The following is a 21,262-nucleotide window of genomic DNA, read 5'->3' on the forward strand; positions in this document are numbered from 1 at the left end:
TGATCCTAGCCATCGCACAGGCACCGGCAGCGAGCCAATATCGATTGCCGTTGTGAGCAAGCCAAAAATTGTTGCGCAGCCGATCGGCCAACCGCTTAAAGTCGCCACCATTGCGGGCCGGTGCCATCGTTGGCGCTTATTATCGCTTAGGACAAACGAAAAAGGGGCCGGCGTGACGCCGGCCCCTCGCCTTGCCTGTCGCCCATGGGGCTCAGGGAATGAACACCAGTGCGTCGAGATCGGGAACCGCATCGATGAAGCCATAGCGCACGGCCATCTCGGCCCCCAGCTGCAATTCGCCGGCCGAAAGCGAGCTGGACCAGGTCGGCATGGCCATTTGCGCCGCCACTTCGGGGTTCACATTGGGGTTGAACTCGAGGAAAGCCTCGCGGGCCAGCTCCGGATTGGCCTGGGAATATTCCATGGCCTTGTTCATCGCATTGGCGAACCGCGCCACGATCTCGGGGTGTTCGTCGACGAACTGCCCGGAGGCGAAATAGACCGAGAACAGGAAGCCCGGTTCGGCCTCGAAGGCCGGGCGCAGCACGGTGCGGGCGCCATCCATGGCCGCGATGGTAAGGAACGGCTCGACCATCCACGCAGCGTCGATCTGCCCCTGTTCGAGCAGGCCCGCCATGTCCGGGAAGCCCACTTCGATGAACTCGACCTTGGAGGCGGCGTCCTCGAGCCCGCCGATCTCCAGCGAATTGAGGAACAGCATATGCGGGGCATTGGCCAGCGTGTTGACCGCGACGCGCTTCCCTTCGAAATCGGTGGCGGTCTCGATATCGCTGTCTGCGCGCACGAGGACGGCGTTGAAGGCGGTCTCGGCGTTGAACTCGCCGATCACCCCCGACGCGATGGCCCGGACATCGAGGCCCTTGCTCGCGGCGACCAGGAACGAGGTTTGGTTGGAAAAGCCGAAATGGAATTCGCCCGCCACCACCGCGGTGACGATATCCTGCCCGCCCGGTTCGGGACGCAATTCGACCTCAAGGCCTTCCTCGGCGAAAAATCCCTCGCGCTCGGCGATATAGACGGGCACCAGCGGCGCGATGGGCTGGATGCCGAGGATCAGCTTTTCCGGCGCCTCCTGGGCGACAGCGGAGCCTGCCGCAGCGGCAAGGGCCAGCGCGCTCCCCACGATCGTCAACCGGCACGCCTTTAAGGCTCTTTCGAGCGTTGTGTGTTGCATCATCCTTCCCTCCGTTTGAAGCCGATATGGCCAGATGGGCAGCATGGCATGAGGCGATGGAGGAGGAGAACAACAGTTATGGCAGCCCTGCCATTCAGCTTATGTCTGGCAGATGGCACGGCCAAGCATTTTCGCTCTGGCTTCCCAACGCCAAATGAGGTGGACGCGTCGCTTGGCTCGGCAATAGGTTCGGTGGCGCTGCACTCACTTGCGTCCAAGAACACGATCCGGGAAAAGCCTGATGACAAACCTGCGCCTGTCCGTCGCCATCGGCGACTATGATAGAACACGTCCCCTGGTAGACGGCACCGTTCCTGTCGAAGGCGTAGATCCGACCTATATGCGCCTGTCGCCCGAGGAGATCTTCTTCCGCAGCTTCCGCAATGGCGAGTTCGACATTTGCGAGATGTCGGCGAGCTCCTACGTGGTCAGCCTCGCCAAGGGCACGGCCAATTATGTCGCCATCCCGGTTTTCCCCTCGCGCGCCTTTCGCCATACCTCGTTTTATGTGCGCAAGGACCACGGCATCCATTCGCCCGCCGACCTGAGGGGGCGCCGCATCGGCGTGCCCGAATACCAGTTGACGGCCTGCGTCTGGGCGCGGGCCCTCCTTGAGGACGAATATGGCGTGGCGCCCGGCGAGATCACCTGGGTGCGGGGCGGGCTCGAGGAGCCGGGGCGCGTCGAAAAGATCGAACTCAACCTGCCCGGCAATGTGCAGGTTGAGGCGGCCCCCGCCGACCGCTCGCTTTCCCAAATGCTCGAAGCGGGCGAGATCGATGCGATCATCTCGCCCCGGGTGCCGTCATGCTTTGCGGCGGGCAACCGCAATATCGGATGGATCTTCGAGGATCCCATCGCCGAGGCGTTGGCCTATTTCGAAAAGACCGGGATCTTCCCCATCATGCATCTGGTCGGCATCAGGCGCAGCGTCGTCGAGGCCAATCCCTGGCTTCCCACCAGCGTCATGAAGGCCTTCGTCAAGGCCAAGGCTCATTGCCTCGCCCATCTGTCCGATACGTCCGCCACCAAGGTGACGCTGCCCTTCATCGAGGAGCAGCTGCAGCGCGCGCGCACCGCGATGGGCGAGGATTTCTGGTCCTATGGCTATGAGGCCAATATTCATGTGCTCGACGCGTTTCTCGATGCCCATTACCGGCAGGGTCTCTCCCCCCGCCGCGTCGAGCATGCCGAGCTGTTCCACCCCGCGACGCTGAGCACTTTCCGCGTCTGATATCAGACCGGGCTGCAGCCCGGCAGCCGCTCGGTGAAGCGCGCCACCAGCAGTTCAACGAAGCGGCTGATCGCCTCCTCGTTGAGAAAGCGCCCGCGCCGCGCATGCCGCGACACGTACAGCGTGCGCTGGATGATCGGTGACACGATGCGCCGTGCGGACAATTCCTTGCGCTCGAGGGCGGCGGCGACGGTGCCATAGGGCATGACGCTGACCACGTCGGAACCCTTGATGACGTCCAGCGTGGCGTTGAGCGACTGCACCTCATAGGCGATCTCCAGCGAGATGTCCCTGTTGCGCGCTTCGGCCTCGACCTTCTGCCGGATGGGGTCGCGGTCATGGACGAGGACCAGTTCGAACTTGGCCAGTTCGCCGAAGGTGATCTCGCGATCGGCGAGGCTCGCGTCATAGCGCTGCACCAGCAGCAATTCCTCATTGACCAGCGGAATGCTCCTGAGGTTGACCTGATCCTCCACGTCATAGACCAGCGCGATATCGACATCGTTGCGCGCGATGCCCTCGACGAGCAGAAAGCTCGGCTCCTCCACCAGCCTCAGGAAGACTTTTGGCATTTCCTGGCGCGCTGTGGTCAGGATGTCGCCGCCGATCAGGCCCATGATCGATGGGGTCACCCCGAGGGTGAGCGTCTCGCGCTTCGATTTCGTGAGCGACTGGATCTCGTTTTCCGCTTCCTCCATCAATTGGAGGATGACCTTGGCGCGCTCGTAAAGGATGCGCCCGGCGGCGGTGACCGCGACCCCGCGCGAGTGGCGGTCGAACAGCGGCGTGCCCAGCAGGTCCTCGAGTTGCCGGATCTGCAGGCCCAAGGCGGGCTGGGCGACGTTGAGCGCTTCCGCCGCCTTGGTCATGTTGCCCTTCTCGACTACCTGCGCGAAATAGCGCAATTGCCGGTCGTTTATATTCGCCTCCTCCAGTAAGGACGAGCGGCCTCAACCGGGCCCGCCATCCCAGAACAGTTCGTCCACGGCCTTGAGAGACCCGATCAGCCCCTGCTCGAACGTATAGCGCTGTGCCATCTCGATGGCCTGCCTGTTGATGGGAATCAAGCCGTTCGGCCACGCATCGGGGCCGAAAAGAGCCTGTTCATCCTCCCAATGTGCGCCGAACCAGGCCAGCGACACAAGCCGCACATTGCGCATTTGGGCGAAAGCGGCCTGCTTGGAGCGCTCGAAGGCGTCGGCGAGTGACCCGAGCAATTGCGGGTGCTCCCGGGCGAACCGGTCGCTGACCGCCATCAGATGCATGATCGGGAACTGGCCGCTGCGCTGGAAATAGGCCCGTTCCCGGGCGACATAGTCGGGGTAGAGGCGCCGGATTCGCCCGTCGCCCGCGATGACGGAAGCGGGAACCAGCGGCGAGATGATCGCATCAATCGCCCCCTCGACCAGCAGGTCGTCGAGGCGCTTGCCCTGCGGCGCGCGTTCGGTCCGGGCCGCGAGGGCATGGAGAAAATCGATCTCCTCGTCCTTTTCGGTGACCCAGGTGACGTCCCGGTCGTCCAGTTTGCCCGCGTCGCGCAGAATGCCACGAATCCACACATTGGAGGCCGGTTGCATGTTGGGCACCCCGATGCGCCGACCAGCCAGTTCCCCGGCGCTGGTCAGGCCGCTGTCGCCGCGGACGAAGATCGAGCCGTGCCGAAACTTGCGGAAGGGAAAGATCGGGATGGCGGTGATCGGCACGCCCCGCTCGCGCGCGATGAGATAGGTGCTGACATTGAGCTCGCATATGTCGAATGCGAGATCGCGCACCATGCGTCGATGACGCTCGGGATTGGTCATCTCCGTTTCGAAATGCAGCACCGCGCCCTCGACCCCGATGCTGCCGTCCTGCAGGGCGCGCATGGTATCGAAGGCGTCGCAGGCGATGCGAACCGGAACCGTCATCTAGGGTGCCAGCAGGATCTTGCCGATACTGGCCCGCGATTCCAGCGCCGTATGCGCCTTTGCGGTCTCGTCGAGGCTGTAGCGTGCGCCGATCGTCTGGCGCAGGCCCCCGTCCTTCATCCAGGCGAAGACCTCGTCGGCGCGCTCGAGCAATTCGGCGCGGTTGGTGATATAGCTGTCCAGCCCGGTTCGCGTCACATAGATCGAACCCGCCGCGAGCAGCTTCCTGACATCGAAGGGTGGAACCACCCCGCTGGCCTCCCCGTAAAGGACGAGCATGCCGCGCGGCCGCAAGGCCTCCATGCTTTTTTCGTACGTTTCCAGGCCCACCGCGTCATAGACCACATCGACCCCGCGCCCGCCGGTCAAGTCCGATGCGCGGGCCGCGAAATCTTCCCCGGTATAGACGATCACGTGGTCGGCGCCTGCGTCCCGCGCAGCGTCGACCTTGGAGGGGGACGAGACGGTGGAAATCACTGTTGCCCCACGGATCTTGGCGATCTGGGTGAGCAGCATGCCCACGCCGCCGGCGCCGGAATGGACGAGCGCCACGTCCCCTTCCTTGAGCGGATAGGTCGAGCAGCCCAGGTAATGCGCGGTCAGCGCCTGATAGAATGTCGCCGCGGCGGCGCCGAAATCGATGAAATCGGGAAGCAGCGCAATGCGCGCGATCGGCACCACCACATGGCTGGCATAGGAGCCCGGCGCGAGAATCCACACCACCCGGTCCCCCGGGGCGACTTCGGTCACGTCCGGGCCGACCGCCTCGACGGTTCCGGCGCCCTCCGTGCCCAGCACGGCGGGGAGGGGGCGGGCATAAAGCCCCGAGCGGGCCTGGGTATCGAAAAAGTTGACGCCCGCCGCGGCGACCCGGACCAGCGCCTGCCCCGGTCCGGGAACGGGCAGGGCGAGTTCCTCGATCTCGATGACGTCGGGGCCGCCATGGCTGCGATAGATGGCTCGTCTCATATTATTTGACGAAGACATAGTGTTTCAGTTCCGGATTGGCCTGGTAATACGCTTTGCGGAAATCTTCCTCGCTGTCATAGCTGTCCCTGGGCAGGTGGCGATAGACATACTGGATCGGCAGCGGATCGACATCGAAGGGGTAGGGATCGATCCGCACATGCGTCTCGCTCTGCGGGGTGAGGGTCAGGCGAACCCCTTCCTTGCCCCGGTCCTTATAGGATTGCGGCACGAACTCGATATGGTCGGGCACCGGCTCCTTGGCGCAGAAATAGAGCGAGAGAAAATCCCAGGCCTGCAGCAGCCGGTAATTGACCTCGAATTCGTGCGGGTCGACCGATTTCAGCCGCTCCTCATGGTCCGCCTCGGCGCGCGCAATGAATGCCTCGACCTTGTCGCTGAGATTCTTGGCATTGTAGACGACCGGATAGTCCACCGAGCCGTAACGCCCGCGCCACAGCCCGCTGCGATGGCGGTTGATGAGCATCCCGGCGTAAGGGTCGATATCGGTGAGCCAGTCGGTGGCCCACTGGAAGGCCCCCAATTGCACGTCGTCGAGCGGCACCTGCATGAAGGAGGGGCTGAACCGGGTTTCCGCATCGTAGAGCGGCTTGGTTTCGTAGCGATACCACCCGGCATCGTGCAGCGTCGCGGCGCGCAACGCGGATTCGAATGGCCGCGGCCGCTCGAAGCGATCGTTCCCCCAATGCGCAGCGAGAATGCCCGAAAGGCGCGAATGGTCGCTTTGCCCGATCAACATGGCGGTGCCGTCGCCCAGCTTGCGAACGATCATAACAAAATCCTCTGGATATGGCTTTATCAGATCGAGCATTGAACCTATAAATAGGTTTATGTCAAGGGCCGCTACGGGAGAAGGCGTATGGACAGGAAGGGCCGCCGCGAGGTCGCGCGCTATGTGCAGCTTGCCGAAACGTTTCGCCGTTCCATCGTGCAGGGCGACTGGACGGTCGGCATGCGCCTGCCCACGGTCGCCGAACTGGCGCTCGAGCACGGGGTCGCCAAGATAACCGTCCGGCAGGCGATGGATATTCTCGATGCGGAAAAGCTCATCGCCCGCTCGCCCGGCAAGGGCATGCATGTGATCGACCGCCCGGTGCAGATGCGCTGGCACAATCTGCGGGCCGATTGGGATGAGTTCCTGCGCTCGGCCAGGGGCGCGAGTTCGGTGCTGGAGAAGCGCCGCAAGGTCCGGGTACCCGAGGATGCCGACCTGCCCGGCCCGCTTGAAGGAGAGTTCGGCTTTTTCCGCATTCTGGGCACCCGGAACGCGGTGCCGGTGTCGATCCGTGACGTTTATGTCGCCGATCACCTCTACCCGGCCGTATCGGCCCGCCTCGGGAGCGAGCTGGTCATGGCGATCTTTGCCGATTACGCCGATGAGATCCTGATCTTCAACGAAATCCGCGCCGCCATCCCCGAACAGGCCGAGGCCCTGGCGATCTCCCCCGGCACGCCGGTGCTGGTGGGGCGGCATATCGGCCTGGATGGGGATGGCAAGGTGCTGTTTCTGGACTATCCCGTGCTCCGGGGCGATTACATCAATTTCCAGATCCATCTCAGGCGGGACGCCGGGACGGGTGACCCTACGCGCCTTTGAGGGCCCAGTCGACGGTTTCTCCGGCGAACAGCGGCACCACGGCGTCCTCGCCGACGGCGATGGTCTGGGGGGCGGTCCATGCCCGCTTTTCATACGTCACTCGAACCTGGGACGGTTCGAAGCCGTAGAATGCCGGTCCGTTGAGTGCGGCGAAGGCTTCGAAAGCATCGAGGGCGTTTTCTTCCTCGAAGACCTTGAGATAGGCCTCTATGGCCACCGGGGCCGAGAATACGCCGGCGCAGCCGCACGCCGCTTCCTTGAGGTGCTGCATATGCGGCGCCGTGTCGGTGCCGAGAAAATACTGCGCCGATCCGCCGGTCGCCGCCGCGCGCAGCGCCTCCTGATGCTCGCGGCGCTTGAGGATCGGCAGGCAGTAATAATGCGGCCGGATACCCCCCACGAACAGGACGTTGCGGTCATAGAGCAGGTGCTGCGGCGTGATGGTCGCCGCGACGCGCCCGCCCCGGCTGGCCACGAATTGTGCGCCATCCCTGGTCGTGATGTGCTCCATCACCACCTTGAGTGCCGGGTGCCGGTCGAGCAGCGGCGCCAGCACGCCGTCGATGAAGCGGGCTTCGCGGTCGAAGATGTCGATGTCGTCATGGACCAGTTCCCCATGCACCAGCAGCGGCATGCCCGCCTCAGCCATGGCGGCCAGCACCGGGTCGAGCCCTTCGATCGAGGTGACCCCATGCGCGGAATTGGTGGTCGCATGGGCGGGATAGAGCTTGGCCGCGGCAAAGATGCCGGAGGCGTGGCCGCCGATGAGATCGGCGGGATCGGTGTCGTCGGTGAGGTAGCACGTCATCATGGGCGTGAAGGCGACCCCTTCCGGCACCGCCGCGAGGACACGGCCGCGATAGGCTTCGGCGGCGGCGGCGGTGGTCACCGGCGGCACCAGATTGGGCATGACGATAGCCCGCGCGAACTGGCGCGCGGTATGGGCCACCACGGTTTCGAGCATGGCGCCGTCGCGAAAATGAACATGCAGATCGACGGGCTTGCGGAAGGTGATCGATTGCATTGTCCTGCCTCTCGGGTTTTTGCGCTCGGTGAGCGATCCTATTTGGAACCGCTGCGGCCCAGAAGGTCAAATCGGTCGAATTCGAAGGGCCGGGCTTCCCCCTGCCGGTGGATATGCAAGCACTGGCGGGCCAGTTCGCCGTTGCGCTGCGACACGGCGGCGAGATCCGCCCTGACGATCCCGGCCGCCTCCTCGATCTCTTTTGCCAGTGTCGCCAGCCCGGTATGGACTGGCCGGCCGCCCTCCACCACGGTCTCCCCGCCGACGATCACGCTGTGTATGGCGCGCGGGCCGGCTCCATAGACCAGCTGGTTGAGCAGGTTGTTGCGCGGGGCGAAGGCCGGATCGTTGAGATCGAGAATGGTGATATCGGCGGTCATGCCTGGCCGCAGCGCGCCGAGGGTTGCCGATTTGCCCAGCGCCTTGGCGCCGCCCAGCGTGGCGGCCCGGAACGCTTCCCGCGCCGAGCCGGTGGTGCCCGCATCGGCCTGGAGATTGGTGAACAGGGCGAAGAGCTTCATCGATTCGAAGATGTTCTGCGCGTCGTTGCCGCTGCAATTGTCGCAGCCTATGGCGACGCCCACCCCGTGGTCGAGATAGGTGCGCATGGGGGCGATGCCGTTGCGCAGCTTGAGATTGCTGGTCGGATTGACCGCGACATTGGCTCCGGCCGCGCCCATGGCGGCAATCTCGCTGTCGCCGATCCAGACCCCATGGGCGATGGTGAGGCGCTCGTTGAGGAGGCCGACGCGCTCCAGATGCCGGATATAGGACCCGCCATCCTGCCCATAGTGCTCGCGCGCCTGCAGCGCCTGGAGCTTGGCTTCGTAGACATGGGTGAAGACCTGCGCGCCGTGTGTGCGTGAGAGCTCCGCCACCCAGCGGAGGAAATCCTCCGAGCAGCGCTGCGGTGCCGACGGCGCCAGCACCCAGTCGAGCCGCGAGGAGTCTCCTTGCGCCAGCAGTTCGGCAACCAGGGCCTGGGCCGGGCTGACATCGGGCGCCACACTGAGGCGCGCCAGCGCCTCGGCCGGGAGGTTCTCCCGCCAGCCATAGGATGCGTCGGCAGGGGCCCGATCGGCGATCTGCAGACCCACGGCGGCCCTTATGCCGCTGGCCGCATAGGCATCCACGATCGCCTCGCAATGCTCGCGGTCGCTGTCGACCACCGTCACCATGTCCTGCACGGTGGTGATGCCCGCCATCAGGCATTCCAGCGCCCCGGCTATGGTGCGCAGATAGACTTCCCTGTTGCTGCGGCGCGAATATTGCTGCGGCGAGCTGTAGAGCGACCAGACATCGAGCGGCAGGCCCTCGAAGCTGCCGCGCAGCAGGACGTCATGGGAGTGGTAATGGGCGTTGATGAAGCCCGGCACCACCAGCTTGTCGGAAAGGTCCACCGTCCTGAGCGCCGCGCGATCGGCCTTGCCGGCCGCCTCCGCACCCAGGGCGACGATCTTGCCGTCCCGGACCAGGATGTCCTCGACCCGGGGAGCGTCGAGATCGCCATCGGGATGCAGGACGATGCCTCCGACAAGGAGCAGGTCGCCGGCGGAAGATGCAGTGGAACGCATTGCGGTGGGCCTTTCGTGTCCGGGGATCAGGGCTGGGCGGCGGTGCCGCGCATGGCCCAGCCGACGGTGCGCTGTTCGATCACCGCGGCGACCGCATACATGCCCACGCCCATCACCGAGGTGACGAGCAGGCCGGCGAACACCAGCGGCACGTCGAAGCGCGATGCGGCCGACACCATCAGATAGCCGATGCCGCTATTGGCAGCCACGGTTTCCGAAATGATGGCGCCCACGAAGGCCAGCGTGATGGCGACTTTCAGCGAGGCGAAGAAATACGGCATCGAGCGCGGAATGCCCACCTTGAGCATGATGTCGCGGCGCTTGGCGCCCAAGGCCAGCAGCACGTCCTTGAGCTCGGGCTCGAGGGTGGCGATGCCGGTGGCGACGTTCACGACGATGGGAAAGAAGGAGATGAGGAAGGCACTGATGATGGCCGGAACCGTCCCGATGCCGAACCAGATGACCAGAACCGGCACCACCGCCACCTTGGGGATCGAGTTGAACCCGATCAGCAGCGGATAGAAGGCCTTGTAGAGGGTGCGCGACGAGCCCAGCACCACGCCGCCGAACAGGCCGAAGGCCACGGCGATCAGAAAGCCGATGCTGGTGGTGAACATGGTCTGCCAGGCGTGCCCCATGATGGGCCAGAAGCTTTTGACGATGACGGCGAAAATGGCCGAGGGGGCCGGCAGGAGAAATTGCGGGATCTGGAAAATGATCGTGGCGAGCTCCCAGATCAGGAAGAACGCTATGATGACGATCAGCGGGATGGCGGCCTCGACCAGAGTGGCAAGCGGTTTCATTGATGTCCTCCAAATATCGTCGAAGCCTAGCGGGAGACTTCAGTAATTTTTGCCCGAATGGACGAAAAAATCTCTCCGAACTCGGAGTCGAAGGTGAGGGTGAGGGGCCGCGGGCGGGTGAAGGTGATGGTCTGCTCGCTCACGATGCGGCCCGGCTTCGCCGCCATGATGATCACCCGGTCGGCGAGATAGACCGCTTCGCGAATGTCGTGGGTCACGAGGATGATGGTCGGGCGCTTCTTGAGCCAGATGTCCTGCAACGCCGTCCACAGGTCCTCGCGGGTGAACATGTCGAGGGCGCCGAAGGGTTCGTCGAGCATCAGGAGCTTGGGATCGTGGATCAGCGAGCGGCAGATCGAGACGCGCTGCTGCATGCCGCCGGACAATTCCCAGGGAAATTTGTCCTCGCTGCCCGCAAGGCTGACCATGTCCAACAGGGTCTTGGCGGCCTGGACGTATTCGGAGCGCTTCTGGCGCCAGTTGTAGCGCTGGGGCTTCACCACTTCGAGCGGCAGCATGACGTTGTCCAGCGTATTGCGCCAGGGCAGCAGGGTGGGGTTCTGGAAGGCCATGCCGACGCAGTTGACCGGGCCCTTGACCTTGGCGTTGTTGACGACGATCTCGCCGCTGGTCACCGGCCACAGGCCGGACGTGGCCTTGAGAAAGGTGGACTTGCCGCAGCCGGACGGTCCGACGATGGCGACGAACTCGCCTTCCTTGACCTGGAGATTGATGTCGCTCAGCGCGAGCAGGCCTTTTTCCACCCCGCCATAGCGAAGCGAGACATTCTTGAAATCCACAAATGGCTGCATTGTTTGAACCCGCTTTCCCCTACCATCGCCGAAGCGATGTCTCTTAATTTAGACTGATCTTAGTTTCTAGACGGTCTGTTTTTTCGACGCAAGAGTGATCCCGGTCTCGGGATCACTTCTGCGGGGAGGAAAACGGTTTCTGCCATGGGCTCGATGGCTTCCAGCGTCAGGATCGTGCCCGGCCGGCCCTGAGCGGAGCCTGGCTGGGGGCGGTCATGTTCTCGATCCGGAACAGCTCGGCCAGCGCGTCGGGCGCAAGGAGCTTTTCCTCGAGGATGATCTCGCTCACCCGGCGCTGTTCCGAAAGGGCGCGCTTGGCGACGCGCGAGGAGGTTTCGTAGCCGAGTACCGGAGCCAGTGCTGTCACCAGGCTGATCGAATCTTCGACCAGCGCCAGACAGCGCTCGCGGTCGACTTCGATCCCCTCGACGCACCGGGTCCGCAGCACGGTCACCGCGGCGGTGAGCTGGCGCAGGGAGGTCAGCAGGCAATAGCCGATGGTGGGTTCGAACGCGTTGAGCTGCAATTGCCCGCCCTCGGCACAGAGCGTCACCGTAAGGTCGTGGCCCATGACCATGAACGCCACCTGGTTGACCACTTCCGGGATCACCGGATTGACCTTGCCCGGCATGATCGAGGAGCCGGCCTGCATCACGGGCAGCCGGATCTCCCCCAGCCCGGCGCGCGGGCCGCTGGAGAGCAGCCGCAGGTCGTTGCTGAGCTTGGAGAGCTTGACCGCGACGCGCTTGAGAACGCCCGAGAACTGGACGAAATCCCCCATGTCGGAGGTGGCCGCGATGAGGTCCGGGGCGAGGGCGAGGCGCAAGCCCGAGACGCGGGAGAGTTCTTCCGTCACCAGCGGCGCATAGCGCGCATCGGTGGTGATGCCGGTGCCGATCGCCGTGGCGCCGAGATTGATCTGGCAGAACAGCGCGGCCGCCTCGCGCAGGCGGATCACATCGTCGCGGATCGCCGTGCAATAGGCGTTGAATTCCTGGCCCACGGTCATCGGCACCGCGTCCTGCAACTGGGTGCGCCCCACCTTGAGCACATCGGCGAATTCGGCCGATTTCCGCGCAAAGGCATCGCCCAACTCCTCGAGGGCGGCCAGCAGCGGCTCGGTGGCAAAGATCAGCGAGAGTCGGAGGGCTGTCGGATAGACGTCATTGGTCGACTGCGCCATGTTGACGTCGTCATTGGGGTGCAGCAGGTGGTAGCTACCCTTGGCGTGCCCGCCCGCCTCGAGGGCGATGTTGGTGATGATCTCATTGGCCATCATGTTGGTCGAGGTGCCGGCCCCGCCCTGGATCATGTCGACGGCGAACTGGTCGGCGAAGCCGGCATCGGCGATCACCCTTTCGCAGGCGCGCTCGATCGCCCCGGCCTTGTCCGCTTCGAGATCGCCCAGCGTGCAATTGGCGCGCGCCGCGGCCTGCTTGACGAGGGCCAGCGCCCGCACCAGCTCGGGAAAATCGCCGACCTTGACGCCCGAAATGGGGAAATTCTCCAGCGCCCGCAGGCTGTGGACGCCCCAATAGGCGTCGGCGGGCATATCGGCCTCGCCCATGAGGTCGCGCTCGCGCCGGAACACGCCGCGCTTTTTCGCTTCCCGAACCTCGGGGGGATCCTGGTCATTGGCCGCGGCCCCGTTTTCCAGATTTGTAGCGAGCGCCGAATCGGCGCCACCCCCAGTTACCTTCGTCTTTGTCATTGAAATGCATTCCTGATTGCGTCTCGAAGCACCGCGCGGGCGCGCGGCAAAGCCTCGATAGCCATTGCTTCCCTCGGGCCGGACGGCCCGTTCTCTGTTGGCGCGAAGACCATGGCGCTCTTCGCGCCGGCGTGTGCAGGCGCCGCAGCGTCATGTCCCGCGCCGCTGGCGATACCACGCCCGGCAGGCCGGATCGAGAGCGGAGCGTCCTTGAGTCGCACTATTGCCGCCTGGCTCACAGGCGTGAGACGGGGCGGGAGGGCCATCATGACGGCTTGCGTCGGGCCTTGAGCCGTTCGACCGCCATCAGCACCCGCTCCGGGGTCGCCGGAGCGTCGAGATTGGGAGCGAGGGTGTAATCGGCCACGCTCGCCACGGCCATCGACATGGCTTCGAGCACCGAGGTGGCGAGCATCATGGGCGGCTCGCCCACCGCCTTGGAGCGGCCGATGGTGAGGGATTTGTTCACCGACCAGTCGGCCAGCTTCACGTTGAAGACCGGCGGCACGTCGGATGCGAGCGGAATCTTGTAGGTGGAGGGGGCATGCGTGCGCAATTGGCCGCGCTCGTCCCACCATAACTCCTCCGTGGTCAGCCACCCCATCGCCTGGATGAAGGCGCCCTCGATCTGACCGATATCGATGGCCGGATTGATCGAACGCCCCACATCGTGGAGGATGTCGACGCGCTCCACCTTGTATTCGCCGGTCAGGGTGTCGATGACCACTTCCGCGCACGCCGCGCCATAGGCGTAATAAAAGAACGGGCTGCCGCTGGCCGTGCTGCGGTCCCAATGCACGTCCGGGGTCTTGTAGAACCCTGCCGCCGAGAGTTGGACGCGCGCCATATAGGCGTCCTTGATGAAATCCGCCCAGGCAAACTCCTGCTCGCCCACCAGCACCGTATTGGCGGCGAAGGCGACGCTCTCCCGCGCGACGCCATATTTCTCCATGGCGAAGGCGATCAGCCTTTCCTTGATCTGCCGGGCCGCATCGGCGGCGGCCATGCCGTTGAGATCGGTGCCCGAGGAGGCGGCGGTGGCCGAGGTGTTGGGCACCTTGGCGGTGGTCGTCGCGGTGATCTTGATCAGGTCGAGGTCGACCTGGAATTCGTCGGCCAGGATCTGGGCGATCTTGACGTAAAGCCCCTGGCCCATCTCCGTGCCCCCGTGGTTGAGGTGGATGGAGCCATCGGTATAGACATGGATCAGCGCGCCGGCCTGGTTGAATGCGGTGGTGACGAAGCTCATGCCGTGCTTGACCGGCACCAGCGACAGGCCGCGCTTGAGCACCGGCGAACTCTTGTTGAAGGCGATGATCTCGGCCCGGCGCCGGCGATACGCGCAGCTGTCCTCCAACTCCTCTACCAGGCGCATGAGGATGTTGTCGCGCACCACCTGATGATAGGGGGTGACGTTGCGCTCGGTCTCGCCGTAGAAATTGAGCTTGCGGATATCGAGCGGGTCCTTGCCCAGCGCATAGGCGATATCCTCGATCCAGCGCTCGCACGCCACCATGCCCTGCGGCGCCCCGAACCCCCGGAAGGCGGTATTGGAGACCGTATGGGTCTTGAGCGGTTCGCTGCGCAGCCGCGCCGCCGGATAGTAATAGGCATTGTCGGCCTGGAACAGCGCGCGGTCCATAACCGGGCTGGACAGGTCGGCCGAATAGCCGCAGCGCGCCGCCAGCACCGCGTCCACCGCCTCGATGCGGCCCTCGTCGTCGAAGCCGACAGTGTAGTCGACGACGAAATCGTGCCGCTTGCCGGTCATCGTCATGTCGTCGTCGCGATCGGGGCGCACCTTGACCGGCCGCCCGAATTTCCTGGCCGCCACGGCGGCGACCGCCGCAAAGAAATTGGCCTGGGATTCCTTGCCCCCGAACGCGCCGCCCATGCGCCGGACGATGATGGTGACCGCGTTGAACGGCACCCCGAGAACCTGCGCCACGATGTGCTGCACTTCGCTCGGATGCTGGGTGGAGGAATGGACGGTGACCTCGTCGTCCTCGCCGGGAAACGCGAAGGCGATCTGGCTTTCGAGGTAGAAATGCTCCTGTCCGCCGATGGCTATGCTGCCCTCGACCCGCCGTTTCGCCGCGGCGAGATTGCCTTCGACATCGCCCCGCAGGAAGGTGATGTCGGCGGTGACCAGGGCGCTGCCGGCCGCGCGGGCCGCGGCGATGTCGTTGACATGCGGTAGGGCCGCATAGTCGATCCGGGCCGCCTGCGCGGCCTTGCGCGCTTCTCCGCGCGTCTGCGCCAGGACTCCGAACAGCGGCTGGCCCCAGAACTGCACCACCCGCTCGGCCAACAAGGGCTCGTCATTCTTGTGCACGGTGCTGATATCGTTGAGGCCCGGAACATCCGCCGCGGTCAGCACCCCGACCACGCCGGGCATGGCCAGCACCGGATCGAGATCGAGCCGGGTGACCTCCCCATGCGCCACCTTGGATAGCCCGATATAAAGATGCAGCGTGCCGGCCGGCTCGGGCATGTCGTCGATATATTCGGCAATCCCCGCCACGTGCTTATGGGCGGAATCGTGGCGCTCCGACTGGCCCTTGCCGCCCTTGATCGACCGTTCGAGGGTTTCCCGCCTGAAGCTGTTGGCCGTCACAGCACGCCTCCCGCCGCCAAGCGTTCATCCGTCTTGTCGAGGCTCGCCAGATAGAAGCGCATGAGAAGATTTCTGGCCACCGTCATGCGATAGTCCGCGCTGGCCCGCCAGTCCGACAGGGGCTGGAAATCGTCCTCATAGGCCGTCATGGCCCGCTCGACCGTCGCCAGCGTCCAGGGCTGGCCGAGCAGCGCCGCCTCGACCCGACGCGCCCGGCAGGGGATGCCCGCCATGCCGCCATAGGCGATGGCCGCCTCGCGGACCACGCCGTCCTCGATCCGCAGGTTGAATGCGCCGAGTACCGCCGTGATGTCCTCGTCCCGGCGCTTGCTGACCTTGTAGGTGGCAAACAGCCTCTGCGGATCGGGCCGCGGAATGCGCACGCTCTCGACGAATTCGCCCGGCTGGCGGTCCTGCCTGCCATAGGCGATGAAGAAATCCTCCAGCCGCACCGCGCGCCGGACGTTGCCCTTGCGCAGCACGATTTCCGCGCCGAGGGCGATCAGGGGCGGGGGCGTATCACCGATCGGCGAGCCATTGGCGATATTGCCGCAGATGGTGCCCATGTTGCGGATCTGAGTGCCGGCGATGCGATCCCACAGCGCGACCAGCGCTGGGAAATGGCTTTCCACCGCCGGGCGCGCGTCTTCATAGGTGACCGTGGCGCCGAACTCCACCGCATCGGGTGTGACGGTGATGCCCCGCAGATCGTCGAGATGGCCGATGAACACTACCGGCGCGATGCTGCGCATCATCTTGGTCACCCACAGCCCTACATCGGTAGTGCCGGCGGCGATGGTCGCTTCGGGGTGCTCGGCAAGGATGGCCGCGAGATCGTCCGCATCGGCGGGGAGGAACAGCCGGCCGTTCGCGCTCTCGATCACCACGCGCTTGCCGTCCTTGAGGTCGCGCAGCCGGGCCAGGGCTTCGGCGGAGGAGCGGACGAGGGGATCGTCATCCACATTGCCATAGTCGGAAATCGACAGCGCCGCATCGACGATGGGCCGGTAGCCCGTGCAGCGGCACAGATTGTTCTGGAGATTGAGCAGCACCGACTCCCGGTCGGCATGGGTGCCGTTGAGCCACATGGCGTAAAGCGCCATGACGAAGCCGGGGGTACAGAACCCGCATTGGCTGCCATGCTTGTCGACCATCGCCTCCTGCACCGGATGCAGGGCGCCGTCCGGCGTGCTGAGATGGTCGACGGTGACGAGGTCGCATCCGTCGAGGGTGGCGAGAAACCGTATGCAGCTGTTGATCGCCTGGTATTGGAGCTTTTCCTCCCCGCCGTCCTCTCCGGTGAGCCGGCCGACAAGCACGGTGCATGCGCCGCAATCCCCCTCGGCGCAGCCCTCCTTGGTGCCGCGCAGCATGGCGTTCACCCGCAGATAGTCGAGGATGGTGAGATCCGGCGCGACGTCATCGAGAATGACCAGTTCGCCATTGAGATAGAAGCGGATGGCATGGCGGGGGGACATCGCAGGCTCCAGTGAGGAGCCGCCGCGCGGGGGGCGCGGCAGCTTGGTGCATGAATTTCCCGGCAGCGCGGAAAATTACTGCTGGATCTGCAGCAATTCGCGCGCCGGCAGGTAGCTGTCGTCATAGACGGTCGAAACGTCCGGGGCGTCGAAGCCAAAGATTTCGGCGGCCGAGGCGAGGCTGTCCTGCAGATGCTCCATATCGGGCGAGCTCAGGCCATTCTCGAGGACGTTCTCGGTGAAAAAGCCCGAGGATGCCAGTTCGAGCCGCGACAGCTCGACGTCGCGGTCGAGGAAGGCATCGCGCTTGACGATGGATTCATAGGCCGCTTCCGGCGAGGCATAGGTCACGTTGAACCCATGGGCCATGCCGGTCAGGAAGGCGGTCACCACGTCCGGATTGGCTTCGGCGAATTCGGGGCGCGTGATCACCATGTGGCCGTAGAAATTGAGGCCGTAATCGGCATAGGCCATCACCGTAAAGTCGTCGGCGCTGACGCCGCGCGACAAGAGGTTGGGGACCACGGTGGTCAACTGCCCGGAGATGGCGTCGGTGCTGCCCTGGATCAAGAGGGTTTCGCGCAGGTCGGCGGTGACGTCGAGCCAGGAGACCGAGGACGGATCGAGGCCGTTGAGCTCGGCGAATACCGGGAACAGCTGGCGGCTCGAATCCCCGGCCGGTGCGGCGATCGTCCGGCCAGCCAGGTCGGCCGGCGTCTCGATGCCGCTCGACTTGAGCGTGGTCACCGTGACTAGGGCTCGGTCGTGGGTCAGCATCACGCCGATGACGGGGCGCTCGGGGTTCTGGGCGTTGAACTGGGCCACCGCATACATGTCGGCATGGCCGAAATCGTACGAACCGCTGGCGACCTTGGAGATCGAGTCCACCGACCCGCCCCCACGGTCCACGGTGACGTCGAGGCCGAGATCGGCGAAGGTCCCGTCATCGACGGGGATCGTGAAGGGCGCCTGATAGCTCAGGAAGGCCCAATCGAGTGCGACGTTCACCTGAGTTTGCGCCCACGCTGCCCCGCTCGCGGAAACGGCCAGTGCAGCCGCTGCCGTGGCAATGGCGAATTTTCTGATGCTCATTGTTCATCCTCTCCTTTAGGGGCACGCAATTCCAGTGCTTTCCCTTGGATCATGGTACTGCTCAAATACAAAAAATCAATGCGAAAACCCGCATTTTATAAATTTTGATACGAGTTTCCTTTTGCGGAACACGCCGGAAACGCGATGCAAAAGGTCTCGACCGGCATGGCAACACCACCCGCAAGACAAGGCGGGTGGCATTGGGCCAGCATGTTCTCATTTTCAGAAGGCGCCTTCGGTTTCTTCCTTGGAGGTGCGGTCGAGAATACGTTGCAGAACGGCCGCGCCTTCCGACCCTTTCCGCGCCCGCTGCCATTCGCCCAGGAATGTATTGGTGAAGGACTTGATCGCTTCGGGTGCCGAGGTGACCAGCGCGATGCCCGAGGAGATGTTGGGCTGGTCGCCCAGGCGATAGGGGCTCAGCGTCACCGTCGACTTGCTCCCCAGTTCGTAGATCTGGAAGGTCTGGGTCGGGGGCTGGCCCTCGATCACCCCGATCTGCATGCCGATGGGCTGGTCGAGCATCGCGTCGCGGATTTCCTCCACTTCGTGCCGCGCGGCGGCCCGGCGTTCCCTCAGCGTTTCGGTGGAATGGTCGAAGCGGCCAATCAGCCCCAGGCGCAGGATTCGCTCGAGGTCCTGCTCGCCCACTATGCTCACGATCGGCGCGCGCTTTTTCTTGAACGAGTCCCGGCGTTGTACCAGCAGTTCGAGCACCCGGTCGATGAGGTCTTCGCGTCCGGCTCTGCCGTTCTCCCCGGCCGGGATCGCTTCCATCAGCATGATGCGCAGGAACTTCATGTAGCGATCCGAAAGGATCAGCGACGACAGGGGGGAGAAATTGCCCATGATATGGGTGGCCTGATCCTCGAGCTGCCGCATGCGCTCGAAGAATCCCAGGGCATTGCTGTAATATTCCACTTCCACGCCGAGCAGCGAGGGCAGCGAAACCTCCAGCAGGTCGGACAAGGCTTCCAGGGCCTGAATCTTGACGATCTCGCCCTTTTCCAGGCGATAGACCGCGGCGCGGGAAACGCCGATCCTCTCCGCGATCTGATCCGCGCTGAGCCTCTTGCCCAGCCGATAGGCCCGCAGCCTCTGCCCGACTTCGTCAAATCTAATGCTCATCGGTCCCAACCCTTGCTCAAGGTTTTTACTAGTGGAGTCAGGGCCCGATGTCCATGTGGCGGGAATGAGCGGCTCGCGTCGCCCTTTCGCCCATAGGCCTGAAAAGCCTCCGAAATCAGCGCACCAGCATGGCTCGGAAGTCGTTGACATTGGTGCCGGTGGGGCCGGGGACGAAGAGGTCGCCGCTGGCGTGGAAGGCGCTCCAGGCGTCATGGCCGATCAGCGCGGCTTTGGGGTCCACCCCGGCCGCCCGCATGCGCGAAAGGCTCTTGCCATCGGCAAAGGCGCCGGCATTGTCTTCCGAACCATCGATCCCGTCCGTATCGGCAGCGAGCACGTCTATTCCGGCCACGCCCTCGATGTCATGGGCCAGCGCCAGCAGCAATTCCGTATTGCGTCCGCCTTTGCCGGCGCTGCCATTGCCTATGGTTACGGTGGTCTCGCCCCCGGAAAGGATCACCACCGGCTTTTGGAACGGACGGTTTCGAAGCGCAGTTTCGCGCGCGATCGCTGCATGCATCCGCCCGATATCGCGCGCTTCCCCTTCAATGGCGTCCGAGAGGATCATCGGCTCGATCCCGAGCGTTCGGGCGCTGACCGCAGCGGCGTCGAGGGAGACGCCCGCCGAGGCGATGACGTGAACCGCGTTGCGCCGGAATGCCGGGTCATCGGGCGAGGGGGCCGCCGCTGCCCGGCTGCGCAGATGCAGCGCGACCCGCTCGGGCAGGGCCAGCTTGAATTCGTCGACAATGGCCAGCGCATCCTCGACCGTCTCTTTTCCCGGCACCGTCGGCCCTGAGGCGACCATGGCCGGATCGTCTCCCGCTACGTCCGAAATGATGAAGCTGACCACGCGCGCCGGCGCCGCCGCGCGCGCCAGGCGACCGCCCTTGATGGCGGAGAGATGCTTGCGCACCACATTCATCGCGGCAATCGGCGCCCCCGAATGCAGCAGCGCGGCATTGACGGCCAGTTCGTCTTCAAAGCTCAATTCCCCGGCCGGGCAGGGCAGGAGCGACGATCCCCCTCCAGAGATCAGGGCTACCACCAAGTCATCGGCCGAAAGACCGTCGACCGCGGCGAGAAGGCTGCGCGCGGCAGCGATCCCCGCCTGGTCGGGGTTGGGGTGCGCGGCTTGCAGGACCCTGATCCGTTCCGTCCTGGGCACGGGGCCGTATCGGTCGACCACGACTCCTTCCAGCGGCGCGTCCCAAAGTGCTTCGAACGCCGCCGCCATCTGCCCGGCGGCCTTGCCGGCCCCGACGACCACGGTCCTGCCCTTGGGCTTTTCGGGTAGATGTGCCCTGATCGCATCGTAAGGATCCGCCGCCGCGACGGCCGCATCGAAAAGTCCGGCAAGCAATGCCCGTGCGTCTGAATCGATCATCGATCTCCCCCTGGAATGGCAGCATTTTGGCGCGCCGCGCACGGTCCATTGTGCTTCAAACTCCCGGCCAATCGCAAGGCCGGCCCGGGGCCTGAACGTTCCGGCGGAGATGGAGCGCATATGGGCGTCAAGTGTCGTCCGCTTGACTGCCGCATTCCCGCTCGAGCCATTCCCTGAATGCCATGAGCGGCCTGTAGCTTCCGCGCATGCGTGGCCAGGCCAGCCAGTAGGCTCCTGTTCCAGCGACAGCGGGTCGCAGGATGGGGGTCAGCCGACCGTTCGAAATCTCGGTCTCGGCAAGATAGTGAGGCAGAAGCGCGATCCCGAGCCCGGCGATCGCCGCTTCCACCATGGGTGCGAATTGATCGAACATCATCCCGGAAATGGCTGGAGCCTGTGCCCCCTGTCCCGCAAACCACGCGGCCCAGGCGTGTGGCCGAGTTTCGAGCTGGAACAATTGCTGTCCCGCGAGATCGTCCGGCTCGGCAATGGGCCGTGCGGCCAACAGGGCCGGGGCGATGCAGGCCGTCAACTGCTCGTCGAACACTTTCAGATGGTCGGCGTCGGGCGCGTTACCCTCGCCGAAATAGATCATGGCGTCGAACCGCTCGGCACCGAAATCGATCGGCCTCACCCGTGAGAACGGCGGTGCAAAATTAGTCCACGGTAGCGGCTGGATTGTCCTGCTGCGGGCGGCTTAAAAGTCGTCCACCTAT

18 protein-coding genes are annotated in these 21,262 nt (G+C 64.5%); 2 read left to right on the forward strand and 16 right to left on the reverse strand.

The window, feature by feature from the left end; all coding sequences use genetic code 11:
• Positions 1-211: 211 nt before the first annotated feature.
• On the reverse strand, positions 212-1,144 hold the full coding sequence (locus tag DVH29_RS03880; protein WP_245944873.1) for an ABC transporter substrate-binding protein: 933 nt from the start codon (positions 1,142-1,144) through the stop codon (positions 212-214).
• A 292-nt stretch (positions 1,145-1,436) separates the two neighbouring features.
• Between DVH29_RS03880 and DVH29_RS03885 the strand changes: the two genes are divergently transcribed.
• Positions 1,437-2,429 (forward strand): ABC transporter substrate-binding protein, encoded by a 993-nt coding sequence (locus tag DVH29_RS03885; protein WP_114644842.1) that lies wholly within the window; start codon positions 1,437-1,439, stop codon positions 2,427-2,429.
• 2 nt (positions 2,430-2,431) lie between these two features.
• Here the strand turns inward: DVH29_RS03885 and DVH29_RS03890 are convergent, their stop codons facing one another.
• From DVH29_RS03890 to DVH29_RS03905, 4 genes are read right to left on the reverse strand one after another with little or no spacing between them, the layout of a single operon-like run.
• Positions 2,432-3,334 (reverse strand): LysR family transcriptional regulator, encoded by a 903-nt coding sequence (locus tag DVH29_RS03890; RefSeq protein WP_114644843.1) that lies wholly within the window; start codon positions 3,332-3,334, stop codon positions 2,432-2,434.
• Between the two features lie 45 nt (positions 3,335-3,379).
• On the reverse strand, positions 3,380-4,336 hold the full coding sequence (locus DVH29_RS03895) for an ABC transporter substrate-binding protein (RefSeq protein WP_114644844.1): 957 nt from the start codon (positions 4,334-4,336) through the stop codon (positions 3,380-3,382).
• Complete coding sequence (locus tag DVH29_RS03900) at positions 4,337-5,305, reverse strand: quinone oxidoreductase family protein (RefSeq protein WP_114644845.1); 969 nt, start codon at positions 5,303-5,305, stop codon at positions 4,337-4,339.
• Between the two features lies 1 nt (position 5,306).
• Positions 5,307-6,095 (reverse strand): DUF3891 family protein, encoded by a 789-nt coding sequence (locus DVH29_RS03905; RefSeq protein WP_158541550.1) that lies wholly within the window; start codon positions 6,093-6,095, stop codon positions 5,307-5,309.
• Positions 6,096-6,182: 87 nt separating this feature from the next.
• Between DVH29_RS03905 and DVH29_RS03910 the strand changes: the two genes are divergently transcribed.
• Positions 6,183-6,920, forward strand: coding sequence for a GntR family transcriptional regulator (locus DVH29_RS03910; RefSeq protein WP_114644847.1), 738 nt, complete (start codon positions 6,183-6,185; stop codon positions 6,918-6,920).
• Here DVH29_RS03910 and pyrC read toward each other — a convergent pair.
• The 11 genes from pyrC to DVH29_RS03970 form a co-directional block, all read right to left on the reverse strand.
• Positions 6,907-7,944, reverse strand: a complete 1,038-nt coding sequence (pyrC, locus tag DVH29_RS03915; protein ID WP_114644848.1) for a dihydroorotase — start codon at positions 7,942-7,944, stop codon at positions 6,907-6,909. The two genes, DVH29_RS03910 and pyrC, sit on opposite strands and share 14 nt — an antisense overlap.
• A gap of 38 nt (positions 7,945-7,982) precedes the next feature.
• Complete coding sequence (locus DVH29_RS03920) at positions 7,983-9,518, reverse strand: amidohydrolase family protein (protein ID WP_114644849.1); 1,536 nt, start codon at positions 9,516-9,518, stop codon at positions 7,983-7,985.
• A gap of 26 nt (positions 9,519-9,544) precedes the next feature.
• Complete coding sequence (locus DVH29_RS03925) at positions 9,545-10,321, reverse strand: ABC transporter permease (RefSeq protein ID WP_114644850.1); 777 nt, start codon at positions 10,319-10,321, stop codon at positions 9,545-9,547.
• A gap of 26 nt (positions 10,322-10,347) precedes the next feature.
• Complete coding sequence (locus DVH29_RS03930) at positions 10,348-11,133, reverse strand: ABC transporter ATP-binding protein (RefSeq protein WP_114644851.1); 786 nt, start codon at positions 11,131-11,133, stop codon at positions 10,348-10,350.
• Between the two features lie 166 nt (positions 11,134-11,299).
• On the reverse strand, positions 11,300-12,844 hold the full coding sequence (locus tag DVH29_RS03935) for an aspartate ammonia-lyase (protein WP_114644852.1): 1,545 nt from the start codon (positions 12,842-12,844) through the stop codon (positions 11,300-11,302).
• 265 nt (positions 12,845-13,109) lie between these two features.
• The gene (gene xdhB, locus DVH29_RS03945; RefSeq protein ID WP_114644854.1) at positions 13,110-15,461 is read right to left on the reverse strand and encodes a xanthine dehydrogenase molybdopterin binding subunit; all 2,352 of its coding nucleotides are present in this window, start codon (positions 15,459-15,461) and stop codon (positions 13,110-13,112) included.
• Positions 15,458-16,939, reverse strand: a complete 1,482-nt coding sequence (gene xdhA, locus DVH29_RS03950) for a xanthine dehydrogenase small subunit (RefSeq protein WP_114644855.1) — start codon at positions 16,937-16,939, stop codon at positions 15,458-15,460. The genes xdhB and xdhA overlap by 4 nt, the downstream gene beginning before the upstream one ends.
• A 75-nt stretch (positions 16,940-17,014) precedes the next feature.
• Positions 17,015-18,031: an ABC transporter substrate-binding protein gene (locus DVH29_RS03955; RefSeq protein ID WP_114644856.1), complete on the reverse strand. Its 1,017-nt coding sequence runs from the start codon at positions 18,029-18,031 to the stop codon at positions 17,015-17,017.
• A gap of 222 nt (positions 18,032-18,253) precedes the next feature.
• Positions 18,254-19,159 carry a helix-turn-helix domain-containing protein gene (locus tag DVH29_RS03960; RefSeq protein ID WP_158541551.1) on the reverse strand — a complete coding sequence of 302 codons (906 nt, stop codon included), beginning with the start codon at positions 19,157-19,159 and terminating at the stop codon, positions 18,254-18,256.
• Between the two features lie 115 nt (positions 19,160-19,274).
• Positions 19,275-20,546: a glycerate kinase type-2 family protein gene (locus tag DVH29_RS03965; RefSeq protein WP_114644858.1), complete on the reverse strand. Its 1,272-nt coding sequence runs from the start codon at positions 20,544-20,546 to the stop codon at positions 19,275-19,277.
• A gap of 127 nt (positions 20,547-20,673) precedes the next feature.
• The gene (locus tag DVH29_RS03970) at positions 20,674-21,180 is read right to left on the reverse strand and encodes a LysR substrate-binding domain-containing protein (RefSeq protein WP_281270801.1); all 507 of its coding nucleotides are present in this window, start codon (positions 21,178-21,180) and stop codon (positions 20,674-20,676) included.
• Positions 21,181-21,262: the final 82 nt, after the last annotated feature.

It is taken from the genome of Pelagibacterium lacus (genome assembly GCF_003345525.1).
In the GTDB taxonomy this organism is placed as follows: Bacteria; Pseudomonadota; Alphaproteobacteria; order Rhizobiales; family Devosiaceae; genus Pelagibacterium; species Pelagibacterium lacus.

Coding starts and splice junctions, on each gene's coding strand:
- DVH29_RS03960 (WP_158541551.1), bottom strand. CDS start 19,159: ATGAGCATTAGATTTGACGAAGTCGGGCAGAGGCTGCGGGCCTATCGG.
- DVH29_RS03935 (WP_114644852.1), bottom strand. CDS start 12,844: ATGACAAAGACGAAGGTAACTGGGGGTGGCGCCGATTCGGCGCTCGCT.
- DVH29_RS03930 (WP_114644851.1), bottom strand. CDS start 11,133: ATGCAGCCATTTGTGGATTTCAAGAATGTCTCGCTTCGCTATGGCGGG.
- DVH29_RS03910 (WP_114644847.1), top strand. CDS start 6,183: ATGGACAGGAAGGGCCGCCGCGAGGTCGCGCGCTATGTGCAGCTTGCC.
- DVH29_RS03885 (WP_114644842.1), top strand. CDS start 1,437: ATGACAAACCTGCGCCTGTCCGTCGCCATCGGCGACTATGATAGAACA.
- DVH29_RS03965 (WP_114644858.1), bottom strand. CDS start 20,546: ATGATCGATTCAGACGCACGGGCATTGCTTGCCGGACTTTTCGATGCG.
- DVH29_RS03895 (WP_114644844.1), bottom strand. CDS start 4,336: ATGACGGTTCCGGTTCGCATCGCCTGCGACGCCTTCGATACCATGCGC.
- pyrC (WP_114644848.1), bottom strand. CDS start 7,944: ATGCAATCGATCACCTTCCGCAAGCCCGTCGATCTGCATGTTCATTTT.
- DVH29_RS03955 (WP_114644856.1), bottom strand. CDS start 18,031: ATGAGCATCAGAAAATTCGCCATTGCCACGGCAGCGGCTGCACTGGCC.
- DVH29_RS03920 (WP_114644849.1), bottom strand. CDS start 9,518: ATGCGTTCCACTGCATCTTCCGCCGGCGACCTGCTCCTTGTCGGAGGC.
- DVH29_RS03900 (WP_114644845.1), bottom strand. CDS start 5,305: ATGAGACGAGCCATCTATCGCAGCCATGGCGGCCCCGACGTCATCGAG.
- DVH29_RS03925 (WP_114644850.1), bottom strand. CDS start 10,321: ATGAAACCGCTTGCCACTCTGGTCGAGGCCGCCATCCCGCTGATCGTC.
- xdhA (WP_114644855.1), bottom strand. CDS start 16,939: ATGTCCCCCCGCCATGCCATCCGCTTCTATCTCAATGGCGAACTGGTC.
- DVH29_RS03905 (WP_158541550.1), bottom strand. CDS start 6,095: ATGATCGTTCGCAAGCTGGGCGACGGCACCGCCATGTTGATCGGGCAA.